Here is a 15577-nt window from a genome sequence, read left to right on the forward strand (position 1 = left end):
AATGTGTATAAAGACCTTCGATAGTTATTTACTATCGAAGGTCTTTGTTATATATTGAAAAGGTGAAACTATTTAGAAAAGGAAGAAAATCATGAAACGATATAAATCGTATAGACTAACCCTAGGGTGGCAAATTCTGATTGGCCTAGTATTGGGAATTGTATTTGGGATTATTTTTTATAAAAACCAGGTTGCCATTACAACAATGCAAAACATTGGAACCATGTTCATCAGCTTGATTCAGATGATTGTCCTTCCCATCGTGGTTTCTTGTCTGACTGTTGGTATTGCCAGCATTGGCGACATAAAGAAATTGGGCCGAGTTGGTTTAAAGACGCTAATTTATTTTGAGTTAATGACCACCGTTGCTATCGCACTTGGATGATTATTGCCAACATCCTTCATCCTGGAACAATGATTGATATTCACTCACTTCATGGTTCAGACATCAGTCAGTACATGGCAACTGCCAAATCAGCTAAGCATACCGGAATTTGGGATACTTTATTGGGAATTATTCCAACTAATATTTTTAGTTCGCTGGCAAGTGGTAATATGATGCCAATTATTTTCTTCTCCGTTTTCTTTGGATTGGGAATTGCCGCAATTGGTGAAAAAGGGAAGATTCTAATTGACGTTTTACAGGCTGTTCAAGAAGTCATGTTTAAAGTAACCAACTGGGTGATGCACGCAGCCCCTGTTGGGGTTTGTGCTTTAATTGGGGTCGCCTTGGCAGAAATGGGAATCAGTGCGTTGCTGCCGTTGGGATATTTTGTCATCATTACATACTCAACGATGATTATTTTTGTGCTGGTTGTAATGGGAATTGTAGCACGGCTCTTTAAATTTCGAATTATGGATCTACTTAAAGTTATCAAAAATGAAATTGTTTTGGCTTTTTCAACTGCCAGTTCTGAGGCAGTTTTACCGAAAATGATTGAAAAGATGGATAAATTTGGAACCAACCAAGGAATTGTTTCCTTTGTTATTCCTACCGGCTACACTTTTAATTTGGATGGTTCTGCCATCTATCAGTCTTTGGCCGCTCTTTTCCTCGCTCAGGCCTATGGGATTCATTTGTCGATTGGGCAGCAAATCACGCTTTTAGTTGTTTTGATGATTACGTCAAAAGGAATGGCCGGCGTGCCGGGGGCTTCCTTTGTGGTTTTACTGGCAACGATTTCTACCATTGGTGTTCCAATGAGCGGATTGACCTTTATTGCCGGTATTGATCGAATTGTTGATATGGGTCGAACAGCCGTTAATGTTGTTGGCAACTCACTTGCGACCGTTGTTATCGGTAAATCAGAAAATGAATTTGATGAGCAAAAGTCCGAAGACTATATCGCACAGTTTAAGCATGTTAAACGTGATAACCTTGAGAGTTCTGATTAGCATTTAAATCGAATAGAAGATAATTAGAGATTCATTTATTGAGAAAGCTTCAGAGGGTGAAAGATTCAGTTCAAGCGAATCGCGATACCATATTTATTTGGATTCTGGTTGTAAAAAGCCACCAACGAATTTACGTTGGTGGCTTTATAATTTTATTATCCAGTAAGATAGCAGTTATCTTTCAAGAATTAGCTTCCGCCGGATTCTTGGAGGTCTCTTCCTCATAATTACTATTATTACCGTATTTATGTGTTGGCAATATATTACGATTAATCTCATTCTCCCCAATTAGTTTCCTAAAAGGTGAAGTGTTTTTCGGCCGCAGTTAACCGATTGGACACAAGTACGTCAGTACCTCTATGTTCAAAACCACCGAGAAATTGTATTAACCGAATTCCCAAAAATGTTGAAATGTCTAAACAAACTGAAACGGGAATTTTCTTGTGATGCATAGGGCAATAAAGCCTTCGAATCAAGAAATAATACGTTTAGGCATTCAAATTTTGCTTTCTTTGGGAAAATCGATTGTAACAATTTCTCGTCGATTCCTTAGAATCTAAGCTGCGAGAGAGATATCATCACAACCGGTCTTCCCTTGATAGACTGATGTTTCGTCGCTCCAGGATCTATAAATTCAGTTGTCATAAGTCTCACCTCTTGAAAAAAATTATTTAGAATGAAAAGTGTCCAGTCGCTAACCGACTGGACACACCAAAAATTCTTTGCCAGTCGTTGAGCTTTAGCACTATGTGATGTAGTTATTCAATAACAGCTACGTTAGTTCAAGCCTTACTTTGACTAGAACAGCTGACTCATTGGCGTTTTTCGACGTTTCTGAGCAGTAGCATTTTTCACATAGGAGCCTCACCTAACAGCTTCTATTCGTTTTTCATTCCAACTAGTATCCTATCATACGCATTTCTTGATTGCAAGGATAACAGACATTTAAATATTATTATTTTTATGATTATATTTGGGGTCCGAATATAATCATGATGATATTTGTGTGTTAAGTAGCGATAAATTAGCATTAGCAAAAAAATCAACGGACGATTGATAAGGTTTCCAAATCAATCATCCGTTGAAGATCGGTTAAAAAAGTTTGAACCTTAATTTGTCATATGCATTCCGGGAATATTCAAATCGGCCTTTTTGACGCCCCGTTCTTTGGCAAAGGCTGTCATTAGCGTATCCATATCCATCAACTTGTAAGTCTTAGGATGGTCTGGATCGTAAACTTCAAATTGGGCCATCATTCCACCGTCTTCATGTTCGAGAATGTGGCAGTGATTCATGAAGACGCCTAATTTATCGAACCAAACCTTTAGACGAACGGTTTCGCCGGGGTTTACCCCAACTGTATCTTTTAAACCATGCTCATTAGGGTAGGGCGCGTGACCATTTCTGGAAACGATTTTAAACTGGGTGGCGTGCATATGGTACGGATGGATCATGCCACTGGTTTTATCATTGGTATTGGAGATATCCCAGTATTCGACATTACCAATCTTTTGCTTATCATCGATTCGCTGCATGTCAAATTTCTTACCGTTGATTTCAACCATTTCATCCATTCCCGCCATGACAACTTGGTGAACTTTCGTATCTGGTGTAACCTCCGGATCAGGAATATCAACTAAGTGATCGGGAAGCTGGGTCTCATCTTTGGTGAATTGATGAATTCTAAAGCGGACAAGTGGAACGTCATCTGAGTAAAGGGTGACTTCATCGCCCGGCTTATAGGCACCAAAATCAACGATAATCTCGGCTCTTTCCGCACAGGTCAACATGAGATGAGTGAAATCAACCGGTTCTGGTAAAACGCCGCCATCAGAGGCGACTTGCGTAAACTTTAGGTCGTCACTAAAATGAAGCCGCCATTCCCTTCGGTTGGCACCATCCAGAATTCTTAGTCGGATTCGCTGTGTCGTGACATCGAAATAAGGATTAATTGTGCCGTTAATCATTGGGGTGGGTCCTTGAATACCATCCGGGTCATAGTCAGCCATATAATCAAGCTGGTTGTGTTCGTGGAAACGTCGATCTTGAAGAACTAACGGTAAATCGTCAACCCCGTAGTTTCTTGGAAATGGCAATTGCTTTTCGGTTTTGTCCTGCACGATGACTGTTGTTGCCAAGCCCTTCCAAACTTGTTGGGCAGTCGCTGGGCATGGATGGGCGTGAAGCCATAATGTTGCGGCTCGTTGATGGCATTTAAAATCAATTTGCGTGCTTTGACCGGGATAAACCGGAGCATGGCAGCCACCATCCGTAATCGGCCCCGGAACGTTTAATCCGTGCCAATGAAAGGTTGTTACTTCTGGTAGGTTATTTTTCAATGTGATATGGATATTTTTACCATCTTTAAAAACAATGGTTTTACCCAGGATACTGTTATTGTAGCCCCAGGTTTTGGTTTTATCACCCGGCAGCAACTGGGTTTCACCGGTTTGGGCTACCACTGTATAATACATATCCGAATCGGTTTCTTTATCTGGTTCCAATAACGCCGGTATTCTCAATTTTTCCTGCGGCGTTTTTGGTGCCTCAAGTGGTATATAACCACCATCATGTGTGTTAAACGCAGGTTCGTCGAAAAAATAATCGGTATAAACTTTTCTATCTGACATGCTATTCGCATCCTTTGTTATTTTAGATCCACTTCCATCATACTACTTTAAGGGTTCCTTGAAGCTGAAAATGTGGCATAATAGAATGAGAGGAGGTGCTATCGTGGCAGAGACTGTTACTATCGATAAATTGAATGAGACAGCAACGAAAAAAGCAATTATAGATTTCGTAGATTTCTATTTACCGCGTTTTAAGAAAAACAACCTGGAAATTCTTTCCATGTACAAAGTAGATTATTATCTGGCTGACATTAACCACTTCATTTTCGAAAATCGGTCGTTTACGCCAGAGGAGCTTCGAGAAGAACTCTATCGAGAATGCGGCAGTGACCTCAAACGCGTTATTTCAGTAATCAATCCTGATTACTATGACAATGGCAATCTGGTTTCAGGAACCTGGGAAGAATGGTATCAGAAGCAGTTCGATAAGGTTCCCGTCAGAGACTAGTCATCTGAATATACTTTTATCGGGTAATTTGCTATGATGAAGGTACTTGGTAACGATTTTTATTTTGATTGATAGTGAGGAGGGATCTTCATGGCTAAGGAAAAGAGCAGTCGCTCAAAGCAAAAGAAAACTGAACCGGAAGTTCATTACAAGACGAAAGCGAATTTGGATGTTCATCAAATGGTAATTAACAAGTCGGTTCTCTCTATCAAGGTACCGACGATTGTTGCTCGTAAGCAGGCTCAGGGGTTGTTAAACAAGGCTATTGATGATGGAGTGACCCCTTACTACCTGAAAAAAGAAACGTTGGATCGACTGCGTGGAACGCATTACGAATAAGATGCCTTTGGAGATATTAAGAGCCGGCGTGAAAGTCACTTAAACTTTCACGCCGGTTCTTTGTGTTTTTGGTTAGTAAAGCAGGAAATGTTTGACCGGCTTGTATTAACATAGCAAAATAATTTCTGATTTCTTAACTAATTTAGACGAGCTTCAAATGATTTAATTTTAGATTCATGATACTATAAATGCAACGATTGAAAATTAAATGATTTTTTTCTGGAGGCTAATTTGAAAACACTTAAGAAGATTTTTAGTTGGGTGCTGCCGATTGCGATGGGGTTGTTAATCGGCCTTGCCGTTCGTCAATATTTTGTAAGCGCCAGCTTTATTCAGGGAACCTCAATGCAGCCGAACTTAAAGAATGCTGAAATGGTGGGTGTTTTTAAAACTTTGCCAATTCAACGAAACTCGGTAATTATTTTTGATGCCCACGGTGAGGACCCTGAGTCTCACAAGACACCTGACTATTATGTAAAGCGAGTGATTGGGCTGCCTGGTGACACCGTCAGCAGCAATAATGGTACCATTTATGTTAATAATCGGCCGTTGAATCAGGATTATATCAGTCAGGCACAGCGAACCACCGGGACCGGAAATTGGGATCTCCAAAGTCTCTCGCTGCATTGGACCAGAGATCAAAATTCAACCAAGGTGCCTCAGAATAAATATTTTGTGCTGGGTGACCACCGTTCAGTTTCCAATGATAGTCGTTACTGGGGATTTGTCGATAAAGACAAAGTCCAAGGGGTTGTTAAGACGGCGCCATTTGATAAGAATGCCGATAAAGTCAACGACGCCACTTCTTTGCTTGCCAACGCCAATTAATTAAAAACCAGCTTCAATTTGAAACCGGCCCTTGTTTTTCCATTGCAAGTTCCGATTCAAAATTGAAGCTGGTTTTTATCTTAGAAAGTGTGTCATGCAAAGTGGTTTAAAATTACGAACATTCTGTTAGAAGTTAATCATGGTTTGTCTCACAAATTAATACGCTTGTTGTTTTAGACTTTCCCGCAACAGATCGACACCGTTGTGTAAATCTGATGGGGATGTTTTTTCCTGTGGCGCGTGACTAATGCCGCCAATACTAGGGACAAAAATCATCGTGGTTGGGGTTACCCGACTCATGATTTCGCTATCATGGCCGGCACCGGAAGCCAGCTTTTGGTAGGATAATCCAAGCTTAGCCGCCAAGTTCTCATTTCTTTGAAGCAGTGACGCGTCCAGCTGAACGGGTTTATCCGCGACCCACCGATTAACGGTTACTGAAATCGGGGGAATTGAAAAATCAACTGCTTTATTTCGAATTCCAACTTCAAACCGGTTAAGGACAGCCGCATCAACATGCCTGGTATCAATACTGAACGTTACTTTCCCAGGAATAACGTTTGATGTATTGGGCCAAACATGAACTTCACCAACTGTAAAGGTGAGCTGGCGACTAATCGAAGCGGCCAATTGGCGCAGGCGACTGATTAAGGTGACCGCAATTTGAAACGCGTCGTGGCGGTCTGCCATCGGGGTCGTTCCCGCGTGGTTAGAAAGGCCGTTAACGGTTATCGTAAATCGACGTTGTCCGACAATTGAAGTGACCAAGCCGATTTGTCGATGAGCATTAATCAGGCGGGGTCCCTGCTCGATATGCAGTTCAGTAAAGGTAGTTGGCACGCTTGGCAGGCCCGTGTGAACATTAGCTTCCTTTAATTTGGCAACGGCTGCTTGACGGGCCTTGTTAAAATCAATTCCGGCATGATCTTGGATCCCGGCAACGTCTTCAACTCGACAGTAATGTTTGGACCCGGAGAAAGTTGCTGGAAAGCGACTGCCTTCTTCCTCACTAAACGAGATTAGCCGCAACGTTTTTTTGGGTCGACCAAGCACCTGGATTAACTCACAAATGGCCTGAAAACCGCCAAGAACACCATATAAGCCGTCGTAAGGGCCACCGTGGACAACTGTATCCATGTGTGAGCCGGTCGCAATGATTTTGTCGGGAGCTTGTGACCCGGCGATGTCCAAATAAACGGTACCATACGCATCAACGGTTGCCCGCATCCCAGCTTGATGGCCCCAGGCAATTAATTGCCTTTGACCTTTAATCCAATTGGACGTGTATACCAACCGGTTTTGACCAACCTCATTTGTGGAAAACCGGTTAATGGTTGCCAGATGAGCCATTAATTGGTCAGTTTTGATTGGCATTTGATCACCAGCTATTTAGCGGCGCTGACGCCGGCTAATGGTGACGATGCAACTGCGCCGTGTTCGATTACGCGTCCCGGTTTGGCCAGGTAAGCCTTTCGGCCGGCTTCAATTGCCAGTTTGAAGGCTTCGGCCATCAATGGAATATTACCGGCTGTTGCCATTGACGTATTTGCCATGACAGCTGAAACGCCCATTTCCATCGCTTCAGCGGCTTGACTTGGTCGGCCGATACCGGCGTCAACGATAATTGGCACGTCAATTTCATCAACCAGGATTTGAATGAGGTCTTTGGTTGATAAGCCCTTGTTGGTGCCGATCGGAGCAGCCAGTGGCATGACAGTTGCAGCCCCTGCGTCAACGAGTTGGCGAGCAACGTTAAGATCCGGCAGGACGTATGGCATAACGATGAAGCCTTCCTTTGCCAGAACTTCAGTGGCTTTCAACGTTTCATAATTATCGGGCATTAAATATTTCTTATCCGGTACAACTTCCAACTTGATGAAGTCACTGCCACTTAGTTCCCGGGCAATTCTGGCTGTTCGAATCGCTTCTTCGGCATTAGTCGAGCCGGAAGTATTCGGCAGAATGGTAATACCTTCAGGAATATAGTTTAAAATATTTTCCGAGCCGGTTGTATTGCGGCGAAGTGCCATGGTAATAATTTGAGCCTTGGCGTTATTAATTGCGGAATCGATTAAATCATAAGAATATTTTCCCGAGCCCAGAATGAAGCGGGATGTAAACTTATGACCGCCGATAACCAGTTCGTCTTTATTTTGATTGACTACTGACATATTATTTCCTCCCTAAATTTCGGTTTGTCCTAAAATTAAACGGGTAATCATGTTGGCTTCATGGCCGGCGCAAATCATCACGCGAGGGGCCATGAGGCCTTCAACGCCCTTACTAGTGCCGTCACCGGCAATGTAGAGGTTGGGGCGGGGATGCTTGGTAGTAATGGTATTGGAACTGTGGACGCCCGCCATACCGGTACCCATAACTAATGGCTTATTTGGATAAAATTCAGACGCGGCATCCAGCAGCATTGCCTTGGCTGCCGGGTTATCGAAAGCCTCACAGATAATGTCGGCACTTTTGAATAATTGTGGGACATTATCATGGGTTACTTCAACCTGAGCCGTTTGAATATCAATAAATGGATTAAATTCTTGAAGATTTTGCTTTAATGCGACTACCTTGGGCATTCCAACCTGGCTTAGCTTAAATTGTTGGCGGTTAAGATTGCTAAGTTCGACTGAATCAAAGTCAATGAGTTTGAGATGACCAACGCCGATCCTGGTAAGGGCAATGGCAATATTTGAGCCAAGACCGCCAGCTCCGGCGATTGTAACATGAGCAGCGGTTAATTTGTCGGTTGAATTTTTAACATTTCGCTCCTTCATACCGTTATAAACGTCTTTATAGGGTTGCCCCTGAACTTCTGCTTCCATGTGTTTCAATTCCTCCTCTAGCCGCCACCAACGAACGAAATCAATTCGACTTTGTCACCGGATGCCAGTGTTACTTTATCGAATTCGGACCGGTGGACAATTTCACCGTTTCGTTCAACGACAATGTTTTCAATTGGCGCGTTACGTTGCTTAAGAAAATCAATGACGGTTTGACCGGCAACATTTTCTTCCTGACCATTAACTGTCACCATATTAAAAACCCCTTTCTTCGTAGTTATTTCGAAGGAAGGGGAACCAAAGCTAACGGACTTGAAATCAGATGATTTAACAGGAAAAGAAAAAAGATCTTCTTTTCTGTTAAAAGAAGATCTCGGAAGTTAAAATTAAAATCAGTTTTCCGGTTCGCTCTTCCTTCGACAGTACAAACTGTATCAGGTTCGATGGGTGTAATCTCAGCCTTGACGAATGGCTTCATAATTGATCGTAACCAACCAGAAGGGCATTCAGGCACCCCAGACGAAATATTTAATTAAGCTTAGCAGCTTATGTATTATTTATAGCGGTTTCATTTAAAAATGTCAAGTTGAAGTATCAATCCGACAATTTAGCAGTTGCATTTTATCGCCAAGTTGAGTAGACTTTTTGCGAGCGCACGATGGCGGATTACATAGTAAATAATATTTGGAGGGCTATTGATGAAAGTGACAAATCGACCTTTATATTTGGTGACGGACCATACAAACTTAAATGACGCGGATTTTTTGCAGCAGATTGACTTGGCTTGTGAAGCGGGGGTCAGTTTATTGCAGCTTCGGGAAAAGAACCGTTCAAGTCGTGAGATTTATGAGTGGGCGGTTAAGGTAAAAGCAATTGCCGATCGGCACCGGGTGCCGTTAATTATTGACGATCGATTGGATATTGCCCAGGCGGTGGACGCAGCCGGCGTTCATTTAGGTCAAAGTGATCTGCCGGTTGAAGTGGCTCGACAGATTTTAGGAACCAATAAAATTATCGGGGCTACGACTAAAACCCTGAAGCAGGCTAAAATTGCAATGGATCAGGGAGCTGATTATCTCGGAGTCGGGGCGATTTTCCCGACCAAAACCCACGTTAAAACAGTTCATACCAGCGTTGAGACGTTGGGGAAAATCAAGGCTGCCGTTGATATCCCCGTTTATGCGATTGGCGGGCTAAAAGCGCATAATATCCAAGCAATTGAACCGGCGCATGTAGACGGCGTGGCGGTTGTTTCAGCAATTATGCAGGCTAAAAATGCCCGGGCGAAAACCCGTGAACTATTAACTGCGATTGAAGCCGCCATTGGCTAGGAAGCTAATTGAATATTTTAAGGTCCAAAAAACAGGACTTTGGGTGAAAGGGTCATTTTCCTTCTGCTCAAAGTCCTGTTTGATTAATCAACCCTATAAAACGGCTTATTTATAAGGTTTTATTGTTCTTCATACCATGTGTAGTGGAAGCTGCCTGGGCGGTCAACACGTTCATAAGTGTGAGCACCGAAGTAGTCACGTTGTGCTTGCAACAGGTTAGCAGGAACAACTTCTGAACGGTATGAGTCGTAGTAGGAAACAGCGGCTGCAAGTGACGGTACCGGCACACCGGCTTTGGTTGCCAAAGCAACAACGTCACGAGCAGATTCCTGATACTTCTTGGCGATATCAGTGAAGTATGGGTCAAGAAGCAGGTTTTGAAGATCAGGGTTCTTATCGTAAGCATCGGTGATGTTTTGTAAGAAACGGGCCCGGATAATGCAACCGGCACGCCAAATCTTAGCCATTTCACCAAGCTTAATATTCCATTCATTACTGTCTGAAGCTGCTTTTAATTGGGCAAAGCCTTGAGCATAACTCATTACTTTACCAAAGTAGAGGGCTTCACGAACTTTTTCAACGATTTCTTTCTTATCGAAGTCAACGTTGCCTTCAGGCTTAGGCAATACCTTGGAAGCAGCAACCCGTTCCTTCTTGATCATTGAAATGAATCGAGCGTAAACGGCTTCGGTAATAACTGATTGATCAACTCCGACTTCAAGGGCGTCTTGAGAACTCCACTTACCAGTTCCCTTGTTGGCACCACGGTCAAGAATCATATCAACAATCGGCTTGGTCTTATCATCGCCAAGGTCATCTTTATGAGTTAAAATGTCGGCAGTAATTTCGATTAAGTAACTGTCAAGTTCACCCTTGTTCCATTCCTTGAAAATGTCAGCTAATTCATCAACTGAGTAGCCGGCAAGATTTCTTAAAATGTTGTAGCTTTCATCAATTAACTCTTCATCACCATATTCGATACCATTGTGGACCATCTTAACATAGTGGCCGGCACCATTGGGGCCAATGTATGTGACACATGGTTCACCGTCAGATGGGGCCTTGGCAGCGATTTGCTTTAGAATTGGTTCAACCAACTCGTAAGCTTCTTTTTGGCCACCTGGCATTAATGATGGGCCTTGAAGGGCACCAAGTTCACCACCAGAAACACCCATACCGATAAAGTTGATACCGGATTTGTCAAGACGAGCATTACGAGCCATCGTATCGTGGAAGTTGGTATTACCACCATCAATAAGGACATCGCCCTTATCAAGCAGTGGGAGTAATTCATCAATAACGGCGTCAGTCGGTTTGCCGGCTTTAACCATTAAAATAATTCGACGAGGTGTTTCCAGAGATTTAACGAAGTCTTCGATTTTGTAACTTGGAACCAACTTCTTGTCTCCGTGGTCTTTCATAACAGCTTCTGTTTTAGCTCCGGTACGGTTGAAGATACCAACTGTGTAACCGCGGCTTTCGATGTTCAGGCCAGGTTCTTACCCATAACGGCCATTCCAACAACACCGATGTTTGCTTTTTGATCAGACATTTAAAAACCATCCTTTTCTATTAAGAATTACTACAATGCTACATAGATAGTTTACCATTGCACAAGCATAAAGTGAAATAAAATGTCGATATACTAGGAAATCCCCTTACTAAAAAAAGAGATTGTGAAAAAAAGAGACTAAAAATTGCTAATCATTTTCAAAAAATCAATATTTTTATTTAACACCCTTTGATGATGCGTGATTTGTTAACCAAGTTGGCCAGTTTTTAATATGAGGATGACACCAATTTTAGAAGATGATAATTATTTACAGGGTTACTTGATTGTATTAAAAAAGATTCAAACCTGTTTTAAGGTCTAAATCTTTTTGATAGTAGCTCATTATTTGTTCAATTTGTAAATCCATTCGCGATGGTCTCTTGCCAATAATTCATCGGCTGAAACAGGACCCATTGAGCCAGGGATGTAGTTCGGGAACATTGGTTGTTGAATATCCCAAACACGTCGAATTTGGTCAACGAATTTCCAAGCACTGGCAACTTCCGGCCAACTGGCAAAGTTGGTACCATCACCCTTTAGGACATCATGAATTAAACGTTCATAAGGTTGTGGTGTTTCCTTGGTCCGCTTGGAATCTTCAAGAAATTCCAAGTTAACCGGTTCTGTATGGAAGCCTTGTTCACTGTTCTTGGCGTTAACCAAAAGTGAGAAGCCTTGAGTCGGTTCGATATAAATGGTTAAGACGTTTGCGTTAAGCAAAGCTTTGCCACTTTGTGGGAAGGAGAAGATGTCAACCAATGGTTTTTTGAAGACAACGTCCACCCGGGTGAACTTGTCGGCAAGCTTCTTACCGGTTCTGATATAAAATGGCGTACCGGACCAACGATAGTTATCGAATAACAGCTTTCCGGCAACAAATGTTTCGGTGTTGGAATCCTTTGGCACACCGTCTTCGTCACGGTAAGCCCGGTTTTCACCTACGGCACCATATTGACCGCGAACAAAATTGGTTGAAGCTTCGGCAACGTTATAAACCCGCAGGCTTCGCAGTGCTTTGACTTTTTCAGCTCGAATATCGGTATCTTTAAATGCAACCGGTTGCTCCATTGCAAGCAGGCTGACAATTTGCATAATGTGGTTTTGGACCATATCACGTAAAGCACCAGAGTTATCGTAGTAACCGGCTCGTTCTTCAACCCCAAGTTTTTCGGCAAGGGTTACCTGAACATTGTCGATATAACGATTGTTCCAAAGTGCTTCGAAAATGGTGTTACCAAAGCGAATTGCTTCGATATTTTGGATCATTTCCTTACCTAAGTAGTGGTCAATTCGGAAAATTTGATTTTCTTCAAAGGCATTACTTAACTCATCATTTAATTCTTTAGCGGATTCAAAGTCTCGACCAAATGGTTTTTCAATAACCAAGCGGTTAAACCCGCCTTTAGTTGAGAGCAAGCCTTGATTTTTAATGTTCTTAGCAACTGTTCCAAAGAAGTTGGGGGCCATTGAAATATAGAAGACCCGGTTTCCTTCCAATTTGTATTTCTTGTCCAACTCGTCAGCTTTATCCTTCAAAACTGAGTAGTGGGCCAAATCAGTTACATCATGAGTAACAAAGTAAAAATGACTTGCAAAGTCGGCAATCATCTTTTTATTACTTGATTCTTTATCTACAGATTTAATAACCATATCACGGTATTTAGCATCGTCTACCTTATATCGTGATGAGCCAATTACAGCAAAATGATCACGAATGTTTCCTTTTTCGAAAAGTTTAAACATAGCTGGATAAAGTTTTCGAACGGCTAAGTCGCCGTTTGCCCCGAATAGCATGATCAATGAACGTCTTTCAGTTGGCAATTTTTTCACTCCTATCAAATTAACTAAGCAAAATTCGGTATATTGTCTATACCACTTCGCTAACATTATATAACACAACGGCTTCCAACGAAAGGGAATTAGTGATGTAAATGATAAAAATTTACAAGATAGTGCTTTTCAAACTGTAAATTATTTACAAAATAGAAGTTAACCGTCAATGCGGGCTGAGGTTTGGTTAATAAGCACACTTTGCCAGTTTCTTAAGAATCCTCTAAGAGGACAAACAATTATTCCCTTTTTACACTGGTTTCGCTTATAATGTAGTTTGCAAATTAAACAATTAGGGAGTAACAAATCAATGAAGAAATTCAAGTTTATCGCGTTCATTGCTGTTCTTGCAGCATTCTTTTTAGGGGTTAGCCTCAAAGCATCTGCAAGCTCACCGTCACTTTCGGTCAACAATGTTTATACAACGTCTTCGAGTGTCACGGGAACAGCGACTAAGGGCGTCTCAATTATTGTTCGCAATTCGAATAAGAAAACAATTGCCACTTCAACAGCTGATAGCCAAACCGGTAAATATAGTGCTGATTTGCATACCAACTTAAAGGCGAACCAAAAACTTTATGTTTATGCCCGCAAGTCATCAACTTCATATTTTTATCGGATTGTAACGGTTAAAGCACCTCAAAAAAGTACTTCAACCAGTAGTACCAGCAGCGCTTCAAAGACGACTGCTTCGAGTAACACTGCCAATAAACTAACGATTAACGAACCAACCGGTAAGTGGTATTCAGGCAACAATAATGGTTACCGGGTTGTAACCACTTTTAATCAGTCAACGGGTTTGAACCAGGCATTGTACAAAAATGGTAAATTACAAAAGAAATTAATCAACTATGCAAGTTATAAAGTTACCACTTACAGTAAATCATTCTGGAAGATTACCTACCGTGAACGCGGCAGCAAGACTTATCAGAACTTCTATTTAAGATTCACTGATAACACCCACTTTATTATTGTTAATAAAGATAATCAGGGACTCAAAGTTAAATATGGTAACGCACCGCTTCATTACTACAAGTTTAAGCTTGTAAGTACGAAGTAATACACTTCCTGAATTAGCAGTCTAGCAGTCGAGACAGAAATGTCTCGGCTTCTTTTTGTCCAAAAAGAAGCGATAATCCCAAAGTTTACGCATCGTTCCGATTGCTGAAACGGTAAAAGGTGTGAGAGAATGGAAAAGAAGCGTTACGAACATAAAAGAGGGGGGCTATTTTGTCAAAAAGAAATGAAGTTCGATTTAGTTCCGTTATCCTGTATTCATTGATTTTGAACGCTGGGGCGGCGTTTATGTGGCCGCTGGTGACGGTCTATATGCATAATTATCTGCATAAGTCTTTGACTCTGGCCGGGATGACGATTTTAGTGATGTCGGTTTTTATGATGGTCGGTAACTATCTTGGGGGCTATTTATTTGATCGTTGGTCACCATATAAATCGGCAATTATTGGTGTTTTAATCTCATTATCAGCGATTGTTGGACTGGTATTCTTTCATGGTTGGCCGATGTTTTCAATCCTACTGTTATTTGTCGGTTTTGGCGATGGCGCCTGTATGACCTTATTAAATTCCTATGCTGCCAGCATCAAAACCCGGTCAACCCGGGCAATTTTTAACGTTTTGTATATTGGGCAAAACGTGGGAATTGTGATTGGGACTTTGATGGTTGGCTTTTTATTGGCTCGGGGTGTCACCACTGTTTTCATCGTGGCGGCGGTCTTCTATTTTATCCTATTGGTAATTACCCTGGTTGATTTCAACGTGGTAGTTCAACGACGGGCACCGGGAAAACAAATTCAACGGGGCGCGCCTCGCGAGACAAATGTTGGCTCAATGATTTTGGCTATCTGCGGGGTCGTGCTGGGGGTTTATCTGTCCTATGCGCTTTGGGAAAGTGTTATCTCGGTTCACATGACCAGCTTGCATATTCCGTTTGAAAATTACAGCCTGCTTTGGACGCTAAACGGCTTGATGATTGTTTTTGGTCAGCCATTTGTCAATCGAATTGGCGGGCACTTTAAGTTGAGTACCCAAACCTACGTGGGGGTTTTTATTTTCGCACTGTCGTTTATCGGACTGATTTTTGCCAAGCAGTATTATGCGTTTGTGATTGTCATGATCGTGAGACTATCGGCGAAATGATCGGTTTTCCGGGCATTCCTGCTGGATTGACAGCTTGTCGACACCACAGGAGCGGGGAAAATTTCAGGGGATGTATAATCTGTTCATGTCATTTGGCAGAGCGCTGGGCCCCTTGATTGGCGGTGTCTTTTTGGACTTTGCACCCTATGGTGTCCTGTTCTCATTCGCTGCTGGAATCATTATCGTTTTTTTGATCATTCTAATAATTTTGAATCATCGACGAGTCACGCTACTTAATTATCTAGCTAAAAAATAAAAAGAGGGCCCTGGGACAAAGTTAT

11 protein-coding genes, 3 pseudogenes and 2 riboswitches are annotated in these 15577 nt (G+C 42.0%); of the genes and pseudogenes, 7 read left to right on the top strand and 7 right to left on the bottom strand.

The window, feature by feature from the left end; all coding sequences use genetic code 11:
• Positions 1 to 91: 91 nt before the first annotated feature.
• Positions 92 to 1395, top strand: a pseudogene (locus tag JCM14108_RS12315) (cation:dicarboxylate symporter family transporter).
• 717 nt (positions 1396 to 2112) lie between these two features.
• Positions 2113 to 2278, bottom strand: a riboswitch (M-box (ykoK) riboswitch).
• Positions 2279 to 2504: 226 nt separating this feature from the next.
• Here JCM14108_RS12315 and JCM14108_RS12320 read toward each other — a convergent pair.
• Positions 2505 to 4025: a multicopper oxidase family protein gene (locus JCM14108_RS12320; RefSeq protein ID WP_035181199.1), complete on the bottom strand. Its 1521-nt coding sequence runs from the start codon at positions 4023 to 4025 to the stop codon at positions 2505 to 2507.
• A 70-nt stretch (positions 4026 to 4095) separates the two neighbouring features.
• Here JCM14108_RS12320 and JCM14108_RS12325 point away from each other — a divergent pair, with 70 nt between their 5' ends.
• The 3 genes from JCM14108_RS12325 to lepB all read left to right on the top strand — a co-directional run bounded on the left by JCM14108_RS12325 (position 4096) and on the right by lepB (position 5640).
• Positions 4096 to 4473, top strand: coding sequence for a hypothetical protein (locus tag JCM14108_RS12325; protein WP_035181201.1), 378 nt, complete (start codon positions 4096 to 4098; stop codon positions 4471 to 4473).
• Between the two features lie 90 nt (positions 4474 to 4563).
• A complete protein-coding gene (locus tag JCM14108_RS12330; RefSeq protein WP_035181204.1) occupies positions 4564 to 4812 on the top strand; it encodes a hypothetical protein in 249 nt (82 codons plus the stop codon).
• Positions 4813 to 5043: 231 nt separating this feature from the next.
• Entirely contained in the window at positions 5044 to 5640 is a 597-nt protein-coding gene (lepB, locus tag JCM14108_RS12335) for a signal peptidase I (RefSeq protein WP_035181206.1), read from the top strand.
• A 156-nt stretch (positions 5641 to 5796) separates the two neighbouring features.
• On the opposite strand, the gene JCM14108_RS12340 is transcribed toward lepB, so the two are convergent.
• Genes JCM14108_RS12340 through thiS form a run of 4 tightly spaced genes read right to left on the bottom strand, consistent with a single transcriptional unit; the run spans position 5797 to position 8680 of the window.
• The gene (locus JCM14108_RS12340; protein WP_035181207.1) at positions 5797 to 7014 is read right to left on the bottom strand and encodes a Zn-dependent hydrolase; all 1218 of its coding nucleotides are present in this window, start codon (positions 7012 to 7014) and stop codon (positions 5797 to 5799) included.
• A gap of 11 nt (positions 7015 to 7025) precedes the next feature.
• The gene (locus tag JCM14108_RS12345) at positions 7026 to 7811 is read right to left on the bottom strand and encodes a thiazole synthase (RefSeq protein ID WP_035181208.1); all 786 of its coding nucleotides are present in this window, start codon (positions 7809 to 7811) and stop codon (positions 7026 to 7028) included.
• Between the two features lie 12 nt (positions 7812 to 7823).
• Entirely contained in the window at positions 7824 to 8468 is a 645-nt protein-coding gene (thiF, locus tag JCM14108_RS12350) for a sulfur carrier protein ThiS adenylyltransferase ThiF (protein ID WP_035181209.1), read from the bottom strand.
• Between the two features lie 17 nt (positions 8469 to 8485).
• Positions 8486 to 8680 (bottom strand): sulfur carrier protein ThiS, encoded by a 195-nt coding sequence (thiS, locus tag JCM14108_RS12355; protein WP_035181211.1) that lies wholly within the window; start codon positions 8678 to 8680, stop codon positions 8486 to 8488.
• A 139-nt stretch (positions 8681 to 8819) separates the two neighbouring features.
• Positions 8820 to 8954, bottom strand: a riboswitch (TPP riboswitch).
• A 170-nt stretch (positions 8955 to 9124) separates the two neighbouring features.
• On the opposite strand from thiS, the gene thiE reads away from it, so the two are divergent.
• Positions 9125 to 9757 (top strand): thiamine phosphate synthase, encoded by a 633-nt coding sequence (thiE, locus tag JCM14108_RS12360; RefSeq protein ID WP_035181214.1) that lies wholly within the window; start codon positions 9125 to 9127, stop codon positions 9755 to 9757.
• Positions 9758 to 9876: 119 nt separating this feature from the next.
• On the opposite strand, the pseudogene gnd reads toward thiE, so the two are convergent.
• Positions 9877 to 11309: pseudogene (gene gnd / locus JCM14108_RS12365) on the bottom strand (NADP-dependent phosphogluconate dehydrogenase).
• 342 nt (positions 11310 to 11651) lie between these two features.
• Positions 11652 to 13130: a glucose-6-phosphate dehydrogenase gene (zwf, locus tag JCM14108_RS12370; protein ID WP_035181216.1), complete on the bottom strand. Its 1479-nt coding sequence runs from the start codon at positions 13128 to 13130 to the stop codon at positions 11652 to 11654.
• A 319-nt stretch (positions 13131 to 13449) separates the two neighbouring features.
• Here zwf and JCM14108_RS12375 point away from each other — a divergent pair, with 319 nt between their 5' ends.
• Together JCM14108_RS12375 and JCM14108_RS12380 are read left to right on the top strand one after the other, a co-directional pair.
• Positions 13450 to 14199: an Ig-like domain-containing protein gene (locus JCM14108_RS12375; RefSeq protein WP_035181218.1), complete on the top strand. Its 750-nt coding sequence runs from the start codon at positions 13450 to 13452 to the stop codon at positions 14197 to 14199.
• 245 nt (positions 14200 to 14444) lie between these two features.
• A pseudogene (locus tag JCM14108_RS12380) lies at positions 14445 to 15552 on the top strand (MDR family MFS transporter).
• The last annotated feature ends 25 nt before the right edge of the window (positions 15553 to 15577 follow it).

Origin of the sequence: Lentilactobacillus farraginis DSM 18382 = JCM 14108, from assembly GCF_000583655.1 — a bacterium.
Classification (GTDB): domain Bacteria; phylum Bacillota; class Bacilli; order Lactobacillales; family Lactobacillaceae; genus Lentilactobacillus; species Lentilactobacillus farraginis.

What these genes read in the sequence shown, in the direction of transcription:
- JCM14108_RS12320 (WP_035181199.1), bottom strand. Translation starts at nt 4,025, where the DNA reads ATGTCAGATAGAAAAGTTTATACCGATTATTTTTTCGACGAACCTGCG.
- JCM14108_RS12325 (WP_035181201.1), top strand. Translation starts at nt 4,096, where the DNA reads ATGTGGCATAATAGAATGAGAGGAGGTGCTATCGTGGCAGAGACTGTT.
- JCM14108_RS12330 (WP_035181204.1), top strand. Translation starts at nt 4,564, where the DNA reads ATGGCTAAGGAAAAGAGCAGTCGCTCAAAGCAAAAGAAAACTGAACCG.
- JCM14108_RS12340 (WP_035181207.1), bottom strand. Translation starts at nt 7,014, where the DNA reads ATGCCAATCAAAACTGACCAATTAATGGCTCATCTGGCAACCATTAAC.
- JCM14108_RS12345 (WP_035181208.1), bottom strand. Translation starts at nt 7,811, where the DNA reads ATGTCAGTAGTCAATCAAAATAAAGACGAACTGGTTATCGGCGGTCAT.
- thiF (WP_035181209.1), bottom strand. Translation starts at nt 8,468, where the DNA reads ATGGAAGCAGAAGTTCAGGGGCAACCCTATAAAGACGTTTATAACGGT.
- thiS (WP_035181211.1), bottom strand. Translation starts at nt 8,680, where the DNA reads ATGGTGACAGTTAATGGTCAGGAAGAAAATGTTGCCGGTCAAACCGTC.
- thiE (WP_035181214.1), top strand. Translation starts at nt 9,125, where the DNA reads ATGAAAGTGACAAATCGACCTTTATATTTGGTGACGGACCATACAAAC.
- JCM14108_RS12375 (WP_035181218.1), top strand. Translation starts at nt 13,450, where the DNA reads ATGAAGAAATTCAAGTTTATCGCGTTCATTGCTGTTCTTGCAGCATTC.